Below are 15,442 nucleotides of genomic sequence, written 5' to 3'. Positions count from 1 at the left end.
CGTCTTGCAAGGAGTACCTCCGTGGCGAGCAACACCTCTAAGACCGCGCGCGCGTCCGTCCGGGCCGGCCAGGCTGGCCAGGGTGGCGCCCTCAGCGTGCTGGGCGAGTTCAAGTACCTCATCCCGCTCAACGGCGGCAAGCACGCCTACGTGCGGAACCTGACCAACGGCAAGACCGCGCACCTGCGCACGGACTCCGACGCCTTCGTCGAGGAGATCCGCGTGCTGGCCGCCGCCGGCCACGCCGCCAAGATCCGGGCGGAGATCAACAACCTGGCTGCCGTTCACCCGAACGACGGCTGGGAGGCCACCGAGAAGCGCCTGGTCGCGGCCGGCGTCTTCGAGGGCTGAGCCCCTCCCCCACCGCACCATCGACACCGCCCGCCGGGAGTTCCCGGCGGGCGGTGTCGCGTGTCCGGGGCGAGATCCACTCGGCTTCCCGAAAACCGGAGTGTCCCGGCCGGCCGGACACCCCGACATCACGAAACCCGAGTCGATCAAGCACGCCGCGCGGGCGTCGGCGTCGGCGTCGGTCGAGCGCGGCGGGCGGGTTCAGGCCGGGTCGAGCAGGGTGACCTCGCCGGTGGCCAGGTCGTAGAGGCCACCGACCACGGCCACCCGTCCGGCGGCGACCGGCCCGGCGAGCAGGTCGTCGGCGCGCAGCGTGCCTACCGTTCGCCGGACGTGCCGACGGATCGCGAGCGGCAGCACCGCCGGGTCGTCGATCCCCACCTCGGTCACCGCCGGGGCGATCTCGTCCACCAGGTGCGCCAGCGAGCCGCCGGGACGCTCCCCGGCGCGCAGCGCGTCCACGGTGGCGCCGACCGCGCCGCACCGCTCGTGACCGAGGACCAGCACCAGCGGTACGCCGAGCTGGCCGACCACGTACTCGATCGACCCGCACACCGCCCGGTCGAGCACGTGCCCACCGGTACGGATCACGCAGATCGCACCGAACGTCTGGTCGAAGATCGCCTCCAGCGGCACCCGCGAGTCGATGCAGCCGAGCACCACGGCGTACGGCTGCTGGTCGCCGGAGGCGGCGGCCGCGGCGGCCGTGACGTCGTGCCCGTGGATCGGCTGGCCGCTGACGAACCGCCGGTTGCCGGCGAGCAGGTCGGCCAGCGCGGCGCGAGGAGTGCCGCCGGCCTGCCGCCCCGGCCCCGATGCCCCGCCCATGGGCGCTCCCGAGGACCCCATGCCGTCCAGCTTGGCCCGCCGTCGGACCCCACGGGCGGGGTCGGGAATGTTGGCGACGGCGTGATTGGTGTGCTGCCGTGGCGGGTAGCCGGGTACCAGTGGGACTGGTGGTGCCGGGCGGCCCTGGGGAGGTGGCGATGCCGGAGCGGTTCGAGGTCGGGCTGCCGGACGGCGTACGGCTCAACGTCGAGGCGACGGGGCCGACGGACGCGCAGGTCACCGCCATCCTGTTGCACGGCTGGACGTTGGACGGGCGCGCGTGGCACCGGCAGGTCGACGCGCTCACCGCGGCGTTCGGCGGGTCGGTGCGGGTGGTCACCTACGACGCGCGGGGGCACGGCCGGTCCAGCTGCATGGCGTTGCCCACGGCCACCCTGGCCCAACTCGGCGACGACCTGGCCGCGGTGCTCGACACGGTGGCGCCGGTCGGGCCGGTGGTCCTGGTCGGGCACTCGATGGGCGGCATGACGATCATGGAGTACGCCCACCGCCACCCCGCGCACTTCGCCGCCCGTACGGCCGGTCTGGTCTTCGTGTCGACCACCGCCGAGGGGCACACGCACACCGTCTACGGGCTGTCGCCACGGATCGCCCGGTTGATCCGGTTGGCCGAGACGACAGGTGCCGGGGTGCTGGCCCGGTGCGGCTCCTGGCGAGCGCCCCGGGCGCTGCTGAACGCGTTGCGCCCGAGCATCCGCTGGATGCTCTTCGGCGACCGCTGCGACCCCTCCGACATCCGCCTGGTGACCTCCGCGGTGGCTCGTGCCTCGCTGCGCTCGATCGGCGGGTTCCGCGCCTCCATCGGCACCCAGCACCGACTGGACACCCTCACCGCGTTGGCCCACCTGCCGGCCGCCGCCCTGGTCGGCGACCGGGACCGGCTGACCCCACCGCCGTGCGCCGAGTCGATCGCGGCGGCCCTGCCGGCCACCGAGTTGACCGTCTGCCCGGGTGCCGGGCACATGCTGATGATGGAGCGCCCGGACGAGGTCAACGCGGCCCTCACCGGCGTCCTGCGTCGGGTGCTCGCCGAACCGCCGTCCCGCAGCCGGGGGGCGACGCCCGCCGAAACGGGTGTCTGAGCGCGTTCCCGCACCTCGGGCGCGGCCGGCCAGGCGCGGGGCCGTACCCTTCTGCGGTCGGCTCGCGCGGTTCCCGCCGCCTGCCGGCGACCTTCGAAGGAGCGTGCGTTGACCGACCAGACCGGCCTGGAGCAGGAGATCGCCGTCGAGCAACGCCACCTCGACCGGGTGTACGCGCGACTCGCCGAACTGCGGCAGTCGGCGGTCCGTGCCGAGCGTGACGGCTACCGGATGGCCCGGGTGGGCACGTACGGCTCGTTGGTCGAGCGTGACGCGATGGTCTTCCACGCGGCACAGCGGCGGCACGTCCTGGACGCCGAGTACGAGGGGCTGGTCTTCGGCCGGCTGGACCTGCGGGACCGGCAGGTGCTGCACGTCGGGCGGCTCGGCATCCGCGACGAGGACACCACCACGCTTGTCGTCGACTGGCGGGCACCGGCCGCCGCCGCCTTCTACCAGGCCACCCCGGCGCAGCCGCTGGACGTGGTGCGTCGCCGCACGATCCAGTCCCGCGCCGAGCGGGTCACCCGGATCGAGGACGACCTGCTGGACCCGAACGCCGCCCCGGAGGGGATGACCGTCGTCGGCGACGGCGCGCTGCTGGCCACCCTGTCCAAGGCCACCGGCCGGGGCATGCGCGACATCGTGGCGACCATCCAGCGGGAGCAGGACGAGGCGATCCGCTCACCCGGTTCCGGGGTGACGATCGTCGCGGGCGGCCCCGGCACCGGCAAGACCGCTGTCGCCCTGCACCGGGCCGCCTTCCTGCTCTACTCCGACCGCAGCCGGTACGCCGGTGGCGGCATCCTGGTGGTCGGCCCGTCGTCGGTCTTCGTGGAGTACATCGGCTCGGTGCTGCCGTCGCTCGGTGAGGACACCGCGACCCTGCACTCGCTGGGCACCCTGTTTCCGGGAATGAGCGCCACCCGCACCGACCCGCCCGAGGTGGCGGCGGTGAAGGGCTCGCTGCGGATGCGCCGGGTGCTGGAGCGGGCGGCCCGCGACGCGGTGCCGGGCGGCCCGGGTGAGCTGCGGCTGCTCTACCGGGGCACGTTGCTGCGGCTGGACCGGGCGGCGCTGGACCGGATCCGGGACCGCGCGCTGCACCGGGGTGCCCGCCGCAACGAGGTTCGCCGGGCCGGCTTCGACGGGATCTTCGCCGCGCTCTGGGCGCAGGCCCGTGAGGTGGGCGTTCGACTGCCGGAGCAGCGGACCTTCGAGGCGGAGATCGCCGAGCGGTCGGAGTTCCGCGAGTTCCTCAAGGCGTGGTGGCCTCGGCTGCACCCGCGGCACGTGCTCGGCTGGCTGGCGCGGCCGGACCGGCTGCGGCGGTACGCCGGGGGGATCCTCTCCGGCGCGGAGATCCGGCTGCTGACCGCCGCGTACCGGAACCTGGACTCGGATGGGTTGACCATCGCCGACATCGCGCTGCTGGACGAGTTGGACGCCCTGCTCGGCAAGCCGGCGCAGCCGGCCAGGGCCCGGCGTGACCCGTTCCAGTTGGCCGGCGGCGTCCGTGAGCTGAGCACCGCCAGCGACCGGCAGCGGGCCGCCCGCGCGGCGGCGCGGGAGCGTCCGGAGGACTACCGGGACTACGCGCACGTGGTGGTGGACGAGGCGCAGGACGTCTCACCGATGCAGTGGCGGATGGTCGGTCGGCGTGGTCGGCTGGCCTCCTGGACGGTGGTGGGTGACCCCGCGCAGACCGCGTGGACCGGCGACCCCGACGAGTTGGACCGGGCCCGGGACCAGGCGCTGGGCCGACGCAAGCGGCACGATTTCACGCTCACCACCAACTACCGCAACTCCGCGGAGATCTTCGCGGTGGCGGCGGCGGAGATCCGCCGGCTCTACCCCGACCTGCCGCTGCCGACGGCCGTGCGCTCCACCGGGGTCGATCCGGTCGAGCTGGTGGTGCCCGCGACGGGGTTGGCGACCGCGACCGTGCAGGCGGCCGCCGGCCTGCTGACCGAGGTGGAGGGCACGGTCGGGGTGATCACGCCGGTCCCCCGCCGGGACGAGGTCGCCGGCTGGCTCGCCGCGCTCGACGCGCCGCGCCTGCAGGTGGTCACCAGCCTGGAGGCCAAGGGCATGGAGTACGACGGGGTCGTGCTTGTCGCACCGAGCGAGATCCGGGCGGATCCGGGTGCCGGGGTCCGCACCCTGTACGTGGCGCTGTCCCGGGCCACGCAGCGACTCACCACCATCGACCCGACCGGCTGATCCGTGCCCGCTCGTCGCACGGGCCGGCGGCCGACTTGACACTTGCACACATAGCGATGTGAACATACATTTGACCGGGCCCCGGCCGGCAGCGGAAGGTGGATCTCGTGGGCGCAGGTCATGACCACCACCACGGGTCCGTCGCCAATGCCGCACAGCAGCACCGGGGCCGCCTCTGGGCGGCGTTCGGGCTGCTCGCCACCCTGATGGTGGTCGAGGCGGTGGCCGCCCTGCACACCGGCTCGCTCGCCCTGCTCTCCGACGCCGGGCACATGTTCACCGACGTGCTCGGCATCGGTTTGGCGCTCGCCGCGATCACCGCCACCCGACGGGCCACCGGCGACCCGCAGCGCACCTTCGGGCTCTACCGCCTCGAGGTGCTCGCCGCACTGGCCAACGCCGTCCTGCTCTCCGGCGTCGCGATCTACGTGGTGATCGCGGCGATCCGCCGCTTCGGCGACCCGCACGAGGTCGTCGCCGGCCCGATGCTCGTGGTGGCCGTACTCGGCCTGCTCGCGAACGTCGCCGCCTTCGCCCTGCTCCGCGCCGGTGCCCGGGAGAGCATCAACCTGCAGGGCGCCTACCTGGAGGTGCTCGGCGACCTGCTCGGCTCACTCGGCGTGATCGGTGCCGCACTGCTCATCGCCGTCACCGACTGGTGGTGGGCCGACCCGCTGGTCGCGGTCGCCATCGGCGCGTTCATCCTGCCGCGCACCTGGCGGCTGGCCCGCGCCGCCGTCCGCATCCTGGTGCAGGCCGCCCCGGAGCACCTCCAGGTGACCGCCGTGCACGACCGGCTGGCCGCCGTCCCCGGTGTGGTGGAGGTGCACGACCTGCACGTCTGGACGCTCACCTCGGGCATGGAGGTGGCCTCCGCGCACCTGACCATGGCACCCGACGCGGAGGTCGGCGCGGTGCTGACCGCAGCGCGTACCGCCCTGCACGACGACTTCCGGATCGAACACGCGACGTTGCAGATCGAGCCCGGCGCCGCCACCGGGGCCTGCGGCTCAATCGAGTGGTAACACCCATTTCCGTGACGACGTGCGCACCTTCCGTCACATCGGCTGCAGCAGCCCCACCGGCACCGGTAGGCTCGGTCCCGGCCTCCACCAGGCGGCGCCCTCCAGGCGCCGGTGGCGGTCGCCGCCTAATCGCCCAACCGGGCGAACCGGGGAACCACGTTCCTGGGGTGCATCCGCGTCAGCGGTAGGGATCTTCCGTCCCGAACCCGTCAGCTAACCCGGTCGGCGGCTGACGGAAGGACATGCGCAGTGGCACCAGCACGACCACCCGCCGCCCGACTGGCGGCCCTGATCGTCGCGATGTTCGCCCTCGGCGTCGCGATCCCGGCCGGCACCGCCTCGGCCGCTCCCCCGACCGGCCTGCGGGCCGCCGCCGCACCCGACTCCGACGAGGAGGGCGGCACCCCGTCGCTGCGCGCCCAACTCGAGGCCGCCAGCAAGGGCTACCTGGACGCCAAACGCGCTCTGGACACCTCCGTGCAGCGGCAGCAGCAGCTCGCCACCCAGCTGAAGACCATCGAGGTCGAGCTGGCCCAGCGCGACGGCAAGGTCGGCCAGATCGCCGGCGTGGCGTACCGCACCGGCCGGCTCGGTGCGGTGTCGGCGCTGCTCAACAGCAGCAGCCCGGAGGGCTTCATGGATCGGGCCGCCGCCCTGGAGGCGGTGGCCGCCAACGAGGACCGGGTGCTGCGCGACCTGCTCGCCACCAAGGACGAGGCCAATCGCACCCGGGCCGCCCTGAACGGCGAGATCACCGAACAGCGCAAGCAGGTCACCGTGATGGCCAAGCGCAAGGAGCAGGCCGAACGCGCCCTGACCGTCGCCAACACGCCCAAGCCTCCGCAGACCACCGCCGACACCAGCTCCAACCGGGGCACCTCCACCGCCAACGCGAAGGCGGCGCCACGCAACTCCGACGGCTCCTGGCCCTCCGAGTCGTGCAGCGTCAACGACCCCACGCCCGCCAACGGCTGCATCACCCCGCGCACCCTGCACGCGCTCAACCAGGCCAAGGCCGCCGGCTTCACCCGGTACGTCTCCTGTCACCGCCCCAGCGGCTCGGGCGAGCACCCGAAGGGCCGGGCCTGCGACTTCGCCGCCCAGACGAGCGGCTTCGGCGGCAACGCCACCGGCGGCGACAAGACGTACGGCAACAACCTGGCCGCGTACTTCATCCGCAACGCCGACCGGCTCGCCGTGCTGTACGTGATCTGGTACCGGCAGATCTGGCTGCCCAGCAGCGGGTGGAAGTCGTACAGCGGCGCCGGTGGCACCCCGTCCACCGACCACACCAACCACGTACACCTGTCGGTCTACTGACCCGGCCGTTCCCCGCAGCGCATGATGCCTGTGAGTCATCGTGATGACTCACAGGCATCACGTTCGTTCGGGCAGTCGCGCGGCGCTGGCCGGCTACGTCAGCGGGCGTACCCCTGATGTCGCCGCTCGTCGGACGACCCGGCCAGAGCCGGCGGGCAGCCTTGCGGTATGCCTCGGATCCCACCCGCCGCCCGCAAGGGCCTTCTCACCCTGCACCTGGTCACGTCGCTGGGCTGGCTCGGCGCGGACCTGGTGCTGCTCACCCTCGGCATCGCCGTGCAGCGGGGCGCCGACCCGGCGGTGCTCTACCCGGTCGGCGCGCTGGTCGGCACCGTCCTGTTCGCGCCGCTGAGCGTCCTGGTGTGGCTCATCGGTGTCGCCAGCGCGCTGCTCACCCCGTGGGGCCTCGTGCGCTACCGGTGGGTGCTGGTCAAGCTCGTGCTCACCACGGTGATGGCCGGGCTGGTGCTGTTCCTGCTCACCCCGAACCTGCGGCACGCCGGAGAGTTGGGCGCCGCCCTGCCCGCACGGGACCGCGCCGACCTGGTGATCGCACCCGCGGTGTCGACCACCCTCCTGCTCATCGCGACGGTGCTGTCCACGTACAAGCCGTGGGGACGTCGCCCCGCAAGATCGCGCTAGAACCAGGATGTCGTGGCCTCCTGAGCGTCAACAGGCCACTCCATCCAGGATCGAGCACGATCATGGACCCGGGCGGCGGGCCGCGGGCGGGTCGGGACCCGGGCGGGCAAGGGCGCGGGTCAGGCCGGGGGCGGTGGGTCGCCGGTGCGGTTGAGGGCTGGGCCCAGGCGGGCGGCCAGGGCCAGGTGAGCGGCCCGCGCCTGGCGGAACGCGTACCGGAACAGCGGCGTCGGTGCGGTCAGGGTGATCTCGACGTCGATCCGGACCAGGCCGTCGGGCTCGGCGCGCAGTCGGGTGTGGTTGTGCACGGTGGTGGCGGGCCACTGCCGGGCCACCATGATGATCTCGTCGTCGCTGCTGCTCAGCACGTCCGCCTGGTACGTGGTGCGGAAGCGTAGTGGGCCGGCCACCAGCCTGTCGTTGATCGTGTAGCTGGCCTGGGCGCCGGGTCGGGGCGGCACTTGACGGACCTGGACGATCAGCGGGTGCAGCTCACCCTGTCGGGTCAGGTCGCTGAGCATCGCCGCCGCCTCGGCCAGCGAGCACCGGGCCTGGACGGTGTAGCTGAAGGTATCGCTGCTGAGCACACGTCTCCCGCCGTCGATTGTCGCACGATCGTCCCGTACCGATGCCTGACTGGCAACGCCCGACGGCGGCCGGATGCCCGGACGAACCCCGGCCGATGGGGTGCCGCACCGCCAGTCATCGCATTAAGGTCGGTTGGTGGTAAATCACCCGACCAGGATGAAGGGCGACATCATGCGCGGTGACAACAGGTGAGCGGGCACGTGATGGTCTTCGCACCCACGCCGCAGCTCACGGTCACCGTGGACCAGCCGAACGACCACCCGGAGCTGCACCTGCACCCCGGCGGGCAGGGTGTCTGGCAGGCCCGGATGGTGCTGTCGCTCGGTGTCGACGTGGTGCTCTGCGCCGCCCTCGGCGGCGAGATCGGCCAGGTGTTGGAGCCACTCCTGGTCAGCGAGGGCGTGGACCTCAAGGTGGTGGCCCGGGACTCCGGCAGCGGCGGGTACGTGCACGACCGCCGGGGCGGCTCGCGGCAGGAGATCGCCGACGTGCCCGGGCAGCCGCTGAGCCGACACGAGCTGGACGAGTTGTACAACCTGGCCCTCGGCGAGGGCCTGCGGGCCGCGGTGAGCGTCCTCAGTGGGCCGAACGAGCCGTGGCTCGTCCCGGCCGACCTGTACCGGCGCTTCGCCGCCGACCTCGGCGCCAACGGCGGGCGGGTGGTGGTCGACCTCTCCGGCGATCACCTCGGTGCGGTGCTGGAGAGCGGCGTGTTCTTCCTCAAGGTGAGCCACGAGGAGTTGATCCGCGACGGTCGCGCCCGCAGCGACGACAGCCTGGAGCTGACCCGCACCATGTACGAGCTGCACGCCGCCGGTGCCGAGACGGTGGTGGTGAGCCGGGCCGACCAGCCGGCGTTGGCGCTCATCGACGGGGAACTGTTCGAGGTGGAGATGCCCCGGTTGGAGGCCGCCGACCCGCGCGGCGCGGGCGACTCGATGACCGCCGGGGTGGCGGCCGTCGTGGCCCGCGGCGGGGACATCCGGACCGCCATCCGCACCGGTGCCGCCGCCGGGGCGATGAACGTGACCCGGCACGGCCTCGGCACCGGACGACTGGACTCGATCACCGGCCTGGTCGAGCGGGTCCGGCTGGTGCCGGCGGACAGCCGACCCCAGGAGCGGACCACCCCGGACGAGCTGGCCGACCGGGTGGTCGAGCGATGACGCTGCGCGTGCTGATCACCAACGACGACGGGATCGCCGCGCCGGGCATCCAGGCCCTGGCCTGGGCGGCGGCACAGCGGGGCCTGGACGTGGTGGTCGCGGCGCCGCTGGAGGAGGCGAGCGGCACCAGCGCCGCGATGAGCGCCGTGGAGCGGGACGGGCGGGTCGTCGTGAACGACCACCCGCTGCCGGACCTGTCGGGTGTGCCGGCGTACGGGGTGGGTGGCTCCCCCGGCTTCATCACCCTGATCGCGCTGCACGGCGCGTTCGGCCCGCCGCCGTCGGTGGTGCTCTCCGGCATCAACCGGGGTGCCAACGCGGGCCGTGCCGTGCTGCACTCCGGGACGGTGGGTGCCGCGTTCACCGCCGCGATGAACGGCTGCCGGGCGATGGCGGTCTCCCTGGACGTGCTCTCCGCGGGCGAGGCGACGGCAGCCAGCGGTGGCGCCGCGGTGGACGCCGCCGCCCGGGTACGCGACGCCGAGCGGCACTGGAGCACCGCCGCGCGGGTCGCCCTGGACCTGCTGCCCCGGTTGACCTCCGCGCCGCTGGAGAGCGTGCTCAACGTCAACGCCCCGGACCTGCCGCACGGGCGGCTGCGTGGGGTGCGACGCGGCACACTGGCCAGCTTCGGTCAGGTGCAGATGACGGTGGCCGAATCCGGCCACGGCTTCGTCCGGACGTCGTTGGAGGAGCCGGGGCAGGCCGCGCAGCCCGGCACGGACGTGGCGCTGCTGGCCGCCGGGTACGCCTCGGTGACGGCCATCCGGGCAGTCACCGAAGCGACGGATGTCGACCTGACCGGGCTGGACGACCAGCCCTGACGGTCATGGCGGGCGCGCTCAGGCGCCGGGCAGCACCTCGGGGGTGGCCGCGCCGGCGAAGTAGGGCTCCGGTGCACCGAACAGGCCGAGCAGGCCGGTCACCCAGAGCTGCCGGTGCACGAACCGGCTCGGCTCGGTGACCACCAGCTTGACGTCGCTGACCTCGGCCGTCTGGAAGCCGGCAACCATGGCGCTGATGCCGACGGAGTCGATGAAGGTGACCAGCCTCATGTTGAGCTCGATGCGCAGCGGTCGGCCCTTGGCCAGCACCTCCGCGATCGCCTCACGCACCTCGTACGCTGTGTCGACGTCGATCTCGCCCCGCGGGGCGATCTCCACGACTCCACCGGACAAAACCGACTTCACGATCGACAGGCTCACGCGAGCACCTCCACCCGCCCGTCCCCCGGGCGCCTCATCAGTACGCGGGCCGCGACCGAGAGTATTCCTCCGACAGCCTCGGTCGCCACCCCTCGGGATGAGCAATTCGCGGATCCGGCCGCACAAAGGCACCCATATCCGCACTTTTGAGTATCTGATTGCTCAAGACTTTTTGTTATTTGACCTCCGACGACCCGTCGTGACCGACGCGCCGCCGAACCAGGGTAGCGGCCCCGGCCCGACGCGCCCGACAACCGGCCCACAAGCGACGGCCCGCCCGCTGCCACCGGCGTGTCGCCTGCGGATACCCGCCCGTTCCGCGCCGTCGGCTTGCCGACGCCACCTAGCATCGGGCCGGGACACCGCCCGTGACGGAGAGGATCTTCGATGATCAAACGACTTGCTGGGCTGGCCGGCGTCGGCGTGCTGCTGGCCCTCGTACTGGCCTGCGGTTTCGGTGGTGGCGACGACGATGACGACGATGACGACGACTTCGCCCGCGGCGTCGCCGTGGTGGCGGTGCGCTGAGTCCCGGCAGCGGGCCGCAGCCGGCCGGGTTTGCACCCGGACGGCCCTGGGCACTGGCGGGGTAGGCGAACCGTGACGCGCTGAACAGACGCCGAGGTCCGAAGTGGCCGGCGGCTTCGGCACCCGAGGAGGTAACCACATGTTCGGAACCAACCTGCTGGACCGCCGCAACAAGCCGGAGCGGATTGCGGACCAGGCCTGGGAGCACCTGCTGTCCGCCGTCAGCTACGCCGGCGACAGTGTGCGCGACACCGCCCGCTCGGCCCGTCGCAACAGCGGCGACCTCGCCGACGGTGCGGGTGACCTGGTCGGCTCCGCCGCCGAGGAGGCGCGACGCCGCGCCTCGCTGGCCTTCGACGCACTCGCCGGCCGGCAGCCGGCTCTGCCCTGGACCCTGCTGATCGGTGCGGCGCTTGTCGGTGCCGCGGTCGGCTGGGCCGTCGGGTCGGCCGCGCGGGCCGCGGGCAGCCGGGATGACCGCGCGGTCGACGACGTGGAGTTCGTCGACGTGGACCGGCCCAACTCCCCGGCGGTCTGAACGACCGAACGACGCAGGGCCGCACTCGCTTGAGTGCGGCCCTGCGTCGTTCGCACCGCACCTGTCGATCGTGGGGTGGACCGGTCCGCCGGGTGCCGGACCCCTCAGGCAGCCCGACGGACCGGTGCTCGGGTGGTGATCGGGCCCTCCGGCCCGGATCACCAGGTCAGCGGCTCAGGCAGGTGACTGTGGTCGGCGGCGTGTTGCTGCCGGTCCACGAGCCGAGGAAGCCGCCGGTGGTGGTGGCCCCGGCGCCGAGCGCGCCGTTCCAGCCGCTGTCGCGGACCGAGACGACGGCCCCGACCTGGGTGTGGGTCCCGCCCCAGAGTTGGGTGATCTGCTGCCCGTTGGGGAAGGTCCAGCCGAGCGTCCAACCGGCGATGGGCACGCTGCCGGCATTCTGGACCACCAACTCCGCCTGGAAGCCACCCGACCAGGAGCCGGTGACGCGATAGGTCGCCGTACACCCACTCGTCGGCGGCGGCGTGGTGGGAGGCGGCGTCGTCGGAGGCGGCGTCGTCGGAGGCGGCGTCGTCGGCGGCGGCGTCGTCGGCGGCGGCGGCGTCGTCGGCGGCGGCGTCGTGGGGGGCGGCCCATCGGTCCGGTCGGCGACGAGGATGCCGCGCCCGTTGGAGCCGAGGTACACCCGGCCGTAGACGCGGGGGTCACCGGTCAACGCCTCGGCCGGGTTGCCGTACTGGTGGCGGTCGTCGTTGATGCGTACCCACGTCGCGCCGGCGTCGTCGGAGCGGTGCACGCCGGGCTGACCGTTCACCGTGCCGTACAGGAAGACGGCGGGGTTGGTCCGCCCGGGTGCCGCCTTGCCGAAGCCGACGTTGCCGGAGGCGCTGACGCCGTCCAGCTTGGTGAAGCTGGCACCGGAGTCGGTGGATCGCCACAGGCCACCGGGCCCGGCCAGCCACAACTCGCCGGAACGGCCGGGCAGCGCCTTGAACCGGACGTCGGTGGCGGGCAGACCGGTCGCCGCCGTGGCGGTGAAACTCGCCCCACCGTTGGTGCTGAGGTAGAACCGCCCGCCGCTGAAGCCGTAGAACCGGTTGGGGTCAACCCGGTCGGACTCGATGCTCGCGTTGGCGGGGATGCCGGCCGAGGGCGCCCACGAGTTGCCGAAGCCCACCGAGTAGACCACCCGTTGACCGGCGTCGCCGGGCGCCCAGACGAACCGGCTGCCGTCGGCCGCCGCGGCGACCGTGCCACCGGTGTTGACCCCGGACGGTTCGGTGCCCTGGAACCAGGTGGCCCCACCGTCGGTGGAGAACGCGACATGGCTGTCGCCGGGCCGGTCGGAGTCGGTGAAGCTCCCGGCCCGCACCAGTACGGCCGGTTTGCTCTCGGCATAGTCCAGGCTGGTGGTGGTCGTGAACACCGGTTGGGTGAACAGCATGGGCGGAATGGCGGTCAGGTCGGTGTGCCGGAAGCCACCGACGTCACCGAGCGCGCTGATCAGCGGTGCGCCGCTGGGCGGGCTGACCAGGTCGAGCACCGCCGTCTCCTCCAGCCCGCGGACCATCGGTCGGATGGTGAACTGGCCGCCGGTGTCCCACTTGGTGAGGTCGGTGGTGCCGTAGATGGTGGCGCCGGTGCCGTACATCATCCGGTTGGAGTCGTGCGGGTCGATCTCCACCGACTCGTTCATCCAGCCGAGCTTCGGCGAGGCCTCCGGGGGCGCCGGGTTGACGCCGAAGGTCAGCCAGGGCACCGAGCTGATGTCCATGGTGTAGCGGCGGGACCGCTCGGGATAGTTGGTGAAGTCCCAGATCCGGGTCCAGGTCGCCCCACCGTCGGTGCTGCGGAAGAAGATCGCGTCCGGCCACCAGGAGACCTGGGTGGCCACCATCAGCGTGTTGGGGTGCTGCCGGTCGATGGTCAGGCCGCTGTAGCCGAAGTAGTCGTCGCCGCTGGTGGAGGGCACCGGGCTGATCCGGGCCCAGGCTCCGGTCGACCGGGTGAACTTCCAGACGTCGCCCTTGCCGCCGTCGTACGGGCCACCGGTGTCGCTGGTGGCGATGTAGAGGTGACCGCCGACCGGGTCGACGACACCCTTGTGCGCCAGGTAGCCGGTGGGCTGGCCGGGAATGCGCGACCAGCTCACGCCCCCGTCGGTGCTGCGGTAGACCGGATTTTCCTTGTCCGCCACGCCCACGTAGATGGTCTGCGTCGTGGATCCGGCGGTGCCGGTGCTCTTGTCGAAGCTGACCCAGGTCAGGCCCTGGTTCTGCCCGTTGTAGCCGTTCGGGTCGCTGGGGTCGGCCCGGTAGTTGCCGACGTTCGGAAAGGCGGTGACCTTGGCCCAGGTCGCCCCGTGGTCGGTGCTGCGCCAGAGCCCGTTGCCGCCCTCGGCGCCGTAGTACAGGATGCTGTTCCGGTTGGGGTCGACGGCCAGCCGCTCACCCATCCCTCGGCCCGGCATGTTGCCGCCGTTCTTGAACGGCAACTCGGTGCTCTGCCAGGTGGCACCCTTGTCGGTCGAGCGCAGGATGGCGCCGTTGTTCGGGTCCCAGCCGTTGGTGTACATGCCGACCGCCGCGTACACCCGGTTGGTCTGCACCGGGTCGGTGGCGATGCTGACCACGCCGTTGTAACCCCAGCGGTCGGCGCCGACCCAGTCGAGCAGCGGCGTCCACGACTGGCTGGCCTGCTCCCAGCGGTACGCCCCACCGATGTCGGTGCGCGCGTAGATCAGGTTTTTCTCGGTGGGGTTGAAGACGATGCCGGGCACGAAGCCGCCGCCGCCCACCGGGACGTTGCGCCAGGTGTACGCCTCCGCTGCGGTCGGGGCGGAGGCCGACCCGGCGGGGGTGAGCGGGACCGCCACGACGGCTGTGGCGGCTGCCAGCACGGTCACGACCGTGCTGGCGAGACTTCTGGGCATCTGTGGATCCTCTCGGGAGGCAACCCCGGGGGACGGGGTTGGTCGCGTGGCGACGCCGTGGCCCGGGGGACGGGCACAACGACGGGACGGACGGAGCTGCCCTGGCTCCCACCACCCGACGCGACGGCTCCCGCAATCGAGGAATGTGACTACCGTAACCGAAATGGGCTCGCTTTGGAAGCGCTCCCATCATCTCCCCCGGCGCTCGCCCGTAACGTCCGGAGCTGCGGTCCTCACCCGGTGCGGGTGAGGACGCTTCACCCGTGGCGGCGGCAGGCTCGGACCCCGGCGGACCTCCGGCCGCAGCCGCCACCGGTCCGCCACCCACGCAGGGAGGAGGCCCAGATGGCGATCGCGGAGATCGACCGCACCGACCAGGACATCCAGTCCGCCGTCCTCGACGAGCTGACCTGGGAACCGAGGGTGCAGCCACACGAGATCGGGGTGACCGTGGCCGAGGGTGTGGTCACGCTGACCGGTCGGGTGGACAGCTACGCCAAGAAGTGGGCCGCCGAACGGGCCGCCCACCGGGTCGTCCGGGTCCGGGCGGTCGCCAACGACCTGGCCGTGCAACTGGCCAACGGCGCCGAGCGCACCGATCCCGACCTGGCCGCCGCGGCCAGCCACGCGCTGGAGTGGGATGCGTTCGTGCCCATCGAGAAGCTTCAGGTCACCGTCTCGTCCGGTTGGGTGACGCTGCACGGCGATGTCGAGTGGGAGTACCAGCGCCGGGCGGCCGAGCGCGCCGTCGGGCGGCTCACCGGCGTACGCGGGGTGAGCAACGGCGTCACCGTCCGGCCGACCGCCGCACCGGACGGCCGAAACCTGGCCGAACTGATCGTCGACGCCCTGGCCCGGGCCGGGGCGACCGAGGCCGAGCGGATCAGCGTCCGGGTGCACGGCGACACCGCGGTGCTCGCCGGGCTGGTGCACTCCATGCCGGAGCGCGCCGAGGTCGAGCAGGTGGCCTGGTCCGCGCCGGGCATCCGCGAGGTGCAGAACCACATCGCGGTCGCACCGGTACTGCGCTGA

General features: G+C 72.6%; 15 protein-coding genes and 1 riboswitch. Of the genes, 11 read left to right on the top strand and 4 right to left on the bottom strand.

Translation table 11 applies throughout. The annotated features are described in order from the left end of the window. The first annotated feature begins 21 nt into the window (after positions 1 to 21). Positions 22 to 351: a hypothetical protein gene (locus tag AB0B14_RS14200; RefSeq protein WP_007463527.1), complete on the top strand. Its 330-nt coding sequence runs from the start codon at positions 22 to 24 to the stop codon at positions 349 to 351. 201 nt (positions 352 to 552) lie between these two features. Here AB0B14_RS14200 and AB0B14_RS14195 read toward each other — a convergent pair whose 3' ends face one another. Continuing rightward, positions 553 to 1,179 carry a carbonic anhydrase gene (locus AB0B14_RS14195; RefSeq protein ID WP_357070675.1) on the bottom strand — a complete coding sequence of 209 codons (627 nt, stop codon included), beginning with the start codon at positions 1,177 to 1,179 and terminating at the stop codon, positions 553 to 555. 158 nt (positions 1,180 to 1,337) lie between these two features. On the opposite strand from AB0B14_RS14195, the gene AB0B14_RS14190 reads away from it, so the two are divergent. The 5 genes from AB0B14_RS14190 (at position 1,338) to AB0B14_RS14170 (ending at position 7,492) form a co-directional block, all read left to right on the top strand. Next, entirely contained in the window at positions 1,338 to 2,282 is a 945-nt protein-coding gene (locus AB0B14_RS14190; protein WP_357070678.1) for an alpha/beta hydrolase, read from the top strand. A 108-nt stretch (positions 2,283 to 2,390) separates the two neighbouring features. Continuing rightward, positions 2,391 to 4,505: an AAA family ATPase gene (locus AB0B14_RS14185; protein WP_357070681.1), complete on the top strand. Its 2,115-nt coding sequence runs from the start codon at positions 2,391 to 2,393 to the stop codon at positions 4,503 to 4,505. A 107-nt stretch (positions 4,506 to 4,612) separates the two neighbouring features. After that, positions 4,613 to 5,530: a cation diffusion facilitator family transporter gene (locus AB0B14_RS14180; RefSeq protein ID WP_357070684.1), complete on the top strand. Its 918-nt coding sequence runs from the start codon at positions 4,613 to 4,615 to the stop codon at positions 5,528 to 5,530. Between the two features lie 112 nt (positions 5,531 to 5,642). Beyond that, positions 5,643 to 5,774: riboswitch (cyclic di-AMP (ydaO/yuaA leader) on the top strand. Between the two features lie 56 nt (positions 5,775 to 5,830). Beyond that, the gene (locus tag AB0B14_RS14175) at positions 5,831 to 6,850 is read left to right on the top strand and encodes a hypothetical protein (protein ID WP_357522697.1); all 1,020 of its coding nucleotides are present in this window, start codon (positions 5,831 to 5,833) and stop codon (positions 6,848 to 6,850) included. 168 nt (positions 6,851 to 7,018) lie between these two features. Further along, on the top strand, positions 7,019 to 7,492 hold the full coding sequence (locus AB0B14_RS14170; protein ID WP_357070687.1) for a hypothetical protein: 474 nt from the start codon (positions 7,019 to 7,021) through the stop codon (positions 7,490 to 7,492). Between the two features lie 119 nt (positions 7,493 to 7,611). Here AB0B14_RS14170 and AB0B14_RS14165 read toward each other — a convergent pair whose 3' ends face one another. Continuing rightward, the gene (locus AB0B14_RS14165; RefSeq protein ID WP_357522653.1) at positions 7,612 to 8,079 is read right to left on the bottom strand and encodes an SRPBCC family protein; all 468 of its coding nucleotides are present in this window, start codon (positions 8,077 to 8,079) and stop codon (positions 7,612 to 7,614) included. 189 nt (positions 8,080 to 8,268) lie between these two features. Here AB0B14_RS14165 and AB0B14_RS14160 point away from each other — a divergent pair, with 189 nt between their 5' ends. Together AB0B14_RS14160 and AB0B14_RS14155 are read left to right on the top strand one after the other, a co-directional pair. Beyond that, on the top strand, positions 8,269 to 9,246 hold the full coding sequence (locus AB0B14_RS14160) for a PfkB family carbohydrate kinase (protein ID WP_357522652.1): 978 nt from the start codon (positions 8,269 to 8,271) through the stop codon (positions 9,244 to 9,246). Next, positions 9,243 to 10,070 carry a 5'/3'-nucleotidase SurE gene (locus AB0B14_RS14155; protein WP_357070696.1) on the top strand — a complete coding sequence of 276 codons (828 nt, stop codon included), beginning with the start codon at positions 9,243 to 9,245 and terminating at the stop codon, positions 10,068 to 10,070. Before AB0B14_RS14160 ends, AB0B14_RS14155 begins: the two co-directional genes overlap by 4 nt. 18 nt (positions 10,071 to 10,088) lie before the next feature. Here the strand turns inward: AB0B14_RS14155 and AB0B14_RS14150 are convergent, their stop codons facing one another. After that, positions 10,089 to 10,451: an STAS domain-containing protein gene (locus AB0B14_RS14150; protein ID WP_030330302.1), complete on the bottom strand. Its 363-nt coding sequence runs from the start codon at positions 10,449 to 10,451 to the stop codon at positions 10,089 to 10,091. A 387-nt stretch (positions 10,452 to 10,838) separates the two neighbouring features. Here AB0B14_RS14150 and AB0B14_RS14145 point away from each other — a divergent pair, with 387 nt between their 5' ends. Next, on the top strand, positions 10,839 to 10,979 hold the full coding sequence (locus tag AB0B14_RS14145) for a hypothetical protein (RefSeq protein WP_167626067.1): 141 nt from the start codon (positions 10,839 to 10,841) through the stop codon (positions 10,977 to 10,979). A 139-nt stretch (positions 10,980 to 11,118) separates the two neighbouring features. Continuing rightward, positions 11,119 to 11,517, top strand: a complete 399-nt coding sequence (locus AB0B14_RS14140; RefSeq protein WP_357070703.1) for a hypothetical protein — start codon at positions 11,119 to 11,121, stop codon at positions 11,515 to 11,517. Between the two features lie 166 nt (positions 11,518 to 11,683). Here AB0B14_RS14140 and AB0B14_RS14135 read toward each other — a convergent pair whose 3' ends face one another. Then, a complete protein-coding gene (locus AB0B14_RS14135) occupies positions 11,684 to 14,410 on the bottom strand; it encodes a cellulose binding domain-containing protein (RefSeq protein WP_357522651.1) in 2,727 nt (908 codons plus the stop codon). 345 nt (positions 14,411 to 14,755) lie between these two features. Here AB0B14_RS14135 and AB0B14_RS14130 point away from each other — a divergent pair, with 345 nt between their 5' ends. Next, positions 14,756 to 15,442, top strand: coding sequence for a BON domain-containing protein (locus AB0B14_RS14130; RefSeq protein ID WP_357070709.1), 687 nt, complete (start codon positions 14,756 to 14,758; stop codon positions 15,440 to 15,442).

This window comes from Micromonospora sp. NPDC049171, from assembly GCF_040648275.1.
Taxonomy (GTDB): Bacteria; Actinomycetota; Actinomycetes; order Mycobacteriales; family Micromonosporaceae; genus Micromonospora.
The sequence above is the reverse complement of the archived record's forward strand: the minus strand, read 5'-3'. Positions and strand labels throughout refer to the sequence as shown.

Bases quoted from the DNA above. Each gene is read 5' to 3' on its own strand.
- AB0B14_RS14195 (WP_357070675.1), bottom strand. From the start codon at position 1,179: ATGGGCGGGGCATCGGGGCCGGGGCGGCAGGCCGGCGGCACTCCTCGC.
- AB0B14_RS14190 (WP_357070678.1), top strand. From the start codon at position 1,338: ATGCCGGAGCGGTTCGAGGTCGGGCTGCCGGACGGCGTACGGCTCAAC.
- AB0B14_RS14175 (WP_357522697.1), top strand. From the start codon at position 5,831: ATGTTCGCCCTCGGCGTCGCGATCCCGGCCGGCACCGCCTCGGCCGCT.
- AB0B14_RS14170 (WP_357070687.1), top strand. From the start codon at position 7,019: ATGCCTCGGATCCCACCCGCCGCCCGCAAGGGCCTTCTCACCCTGCAC.
- AB0B14_RS14155 (WP_357070696.1), top strand. From the start codon at position 9,243: ATGACGCTGCGCGTGCTGATCACCAACGACGACGGGATCGCCGCGCCG.
- AB0B14_RS14145 (WP_167626067.1), top strand. From the start codon at position 10,839: ATGATCAAACGACTTGCTGGGCTGGCCGGCGTCGGCGTGCTGCTGGCC.
- AB0B14_RS14140 (WP_357070703.1), top strand. From the start codon at position 11,119: ATGTTCGGAACCAACCTGCTGGACCGCCGCAACAAGCCGGAGCGGATT.
- AB0B14_RS14135 (WP_357522651.1), bottom strand. From the start codon at position 14,410: ATGCCCAGAAGTCTCGCCAGCACGGTCGTGACCGTGCTGGCAGCCGCC.
- AB0B14_RS14130 (WP_357070709.1), top strand. From the start codon at position 14,756: ATGGCGATCGCGGAGATCGACCGCACCGACCAGGACATCCAGTCCGCC.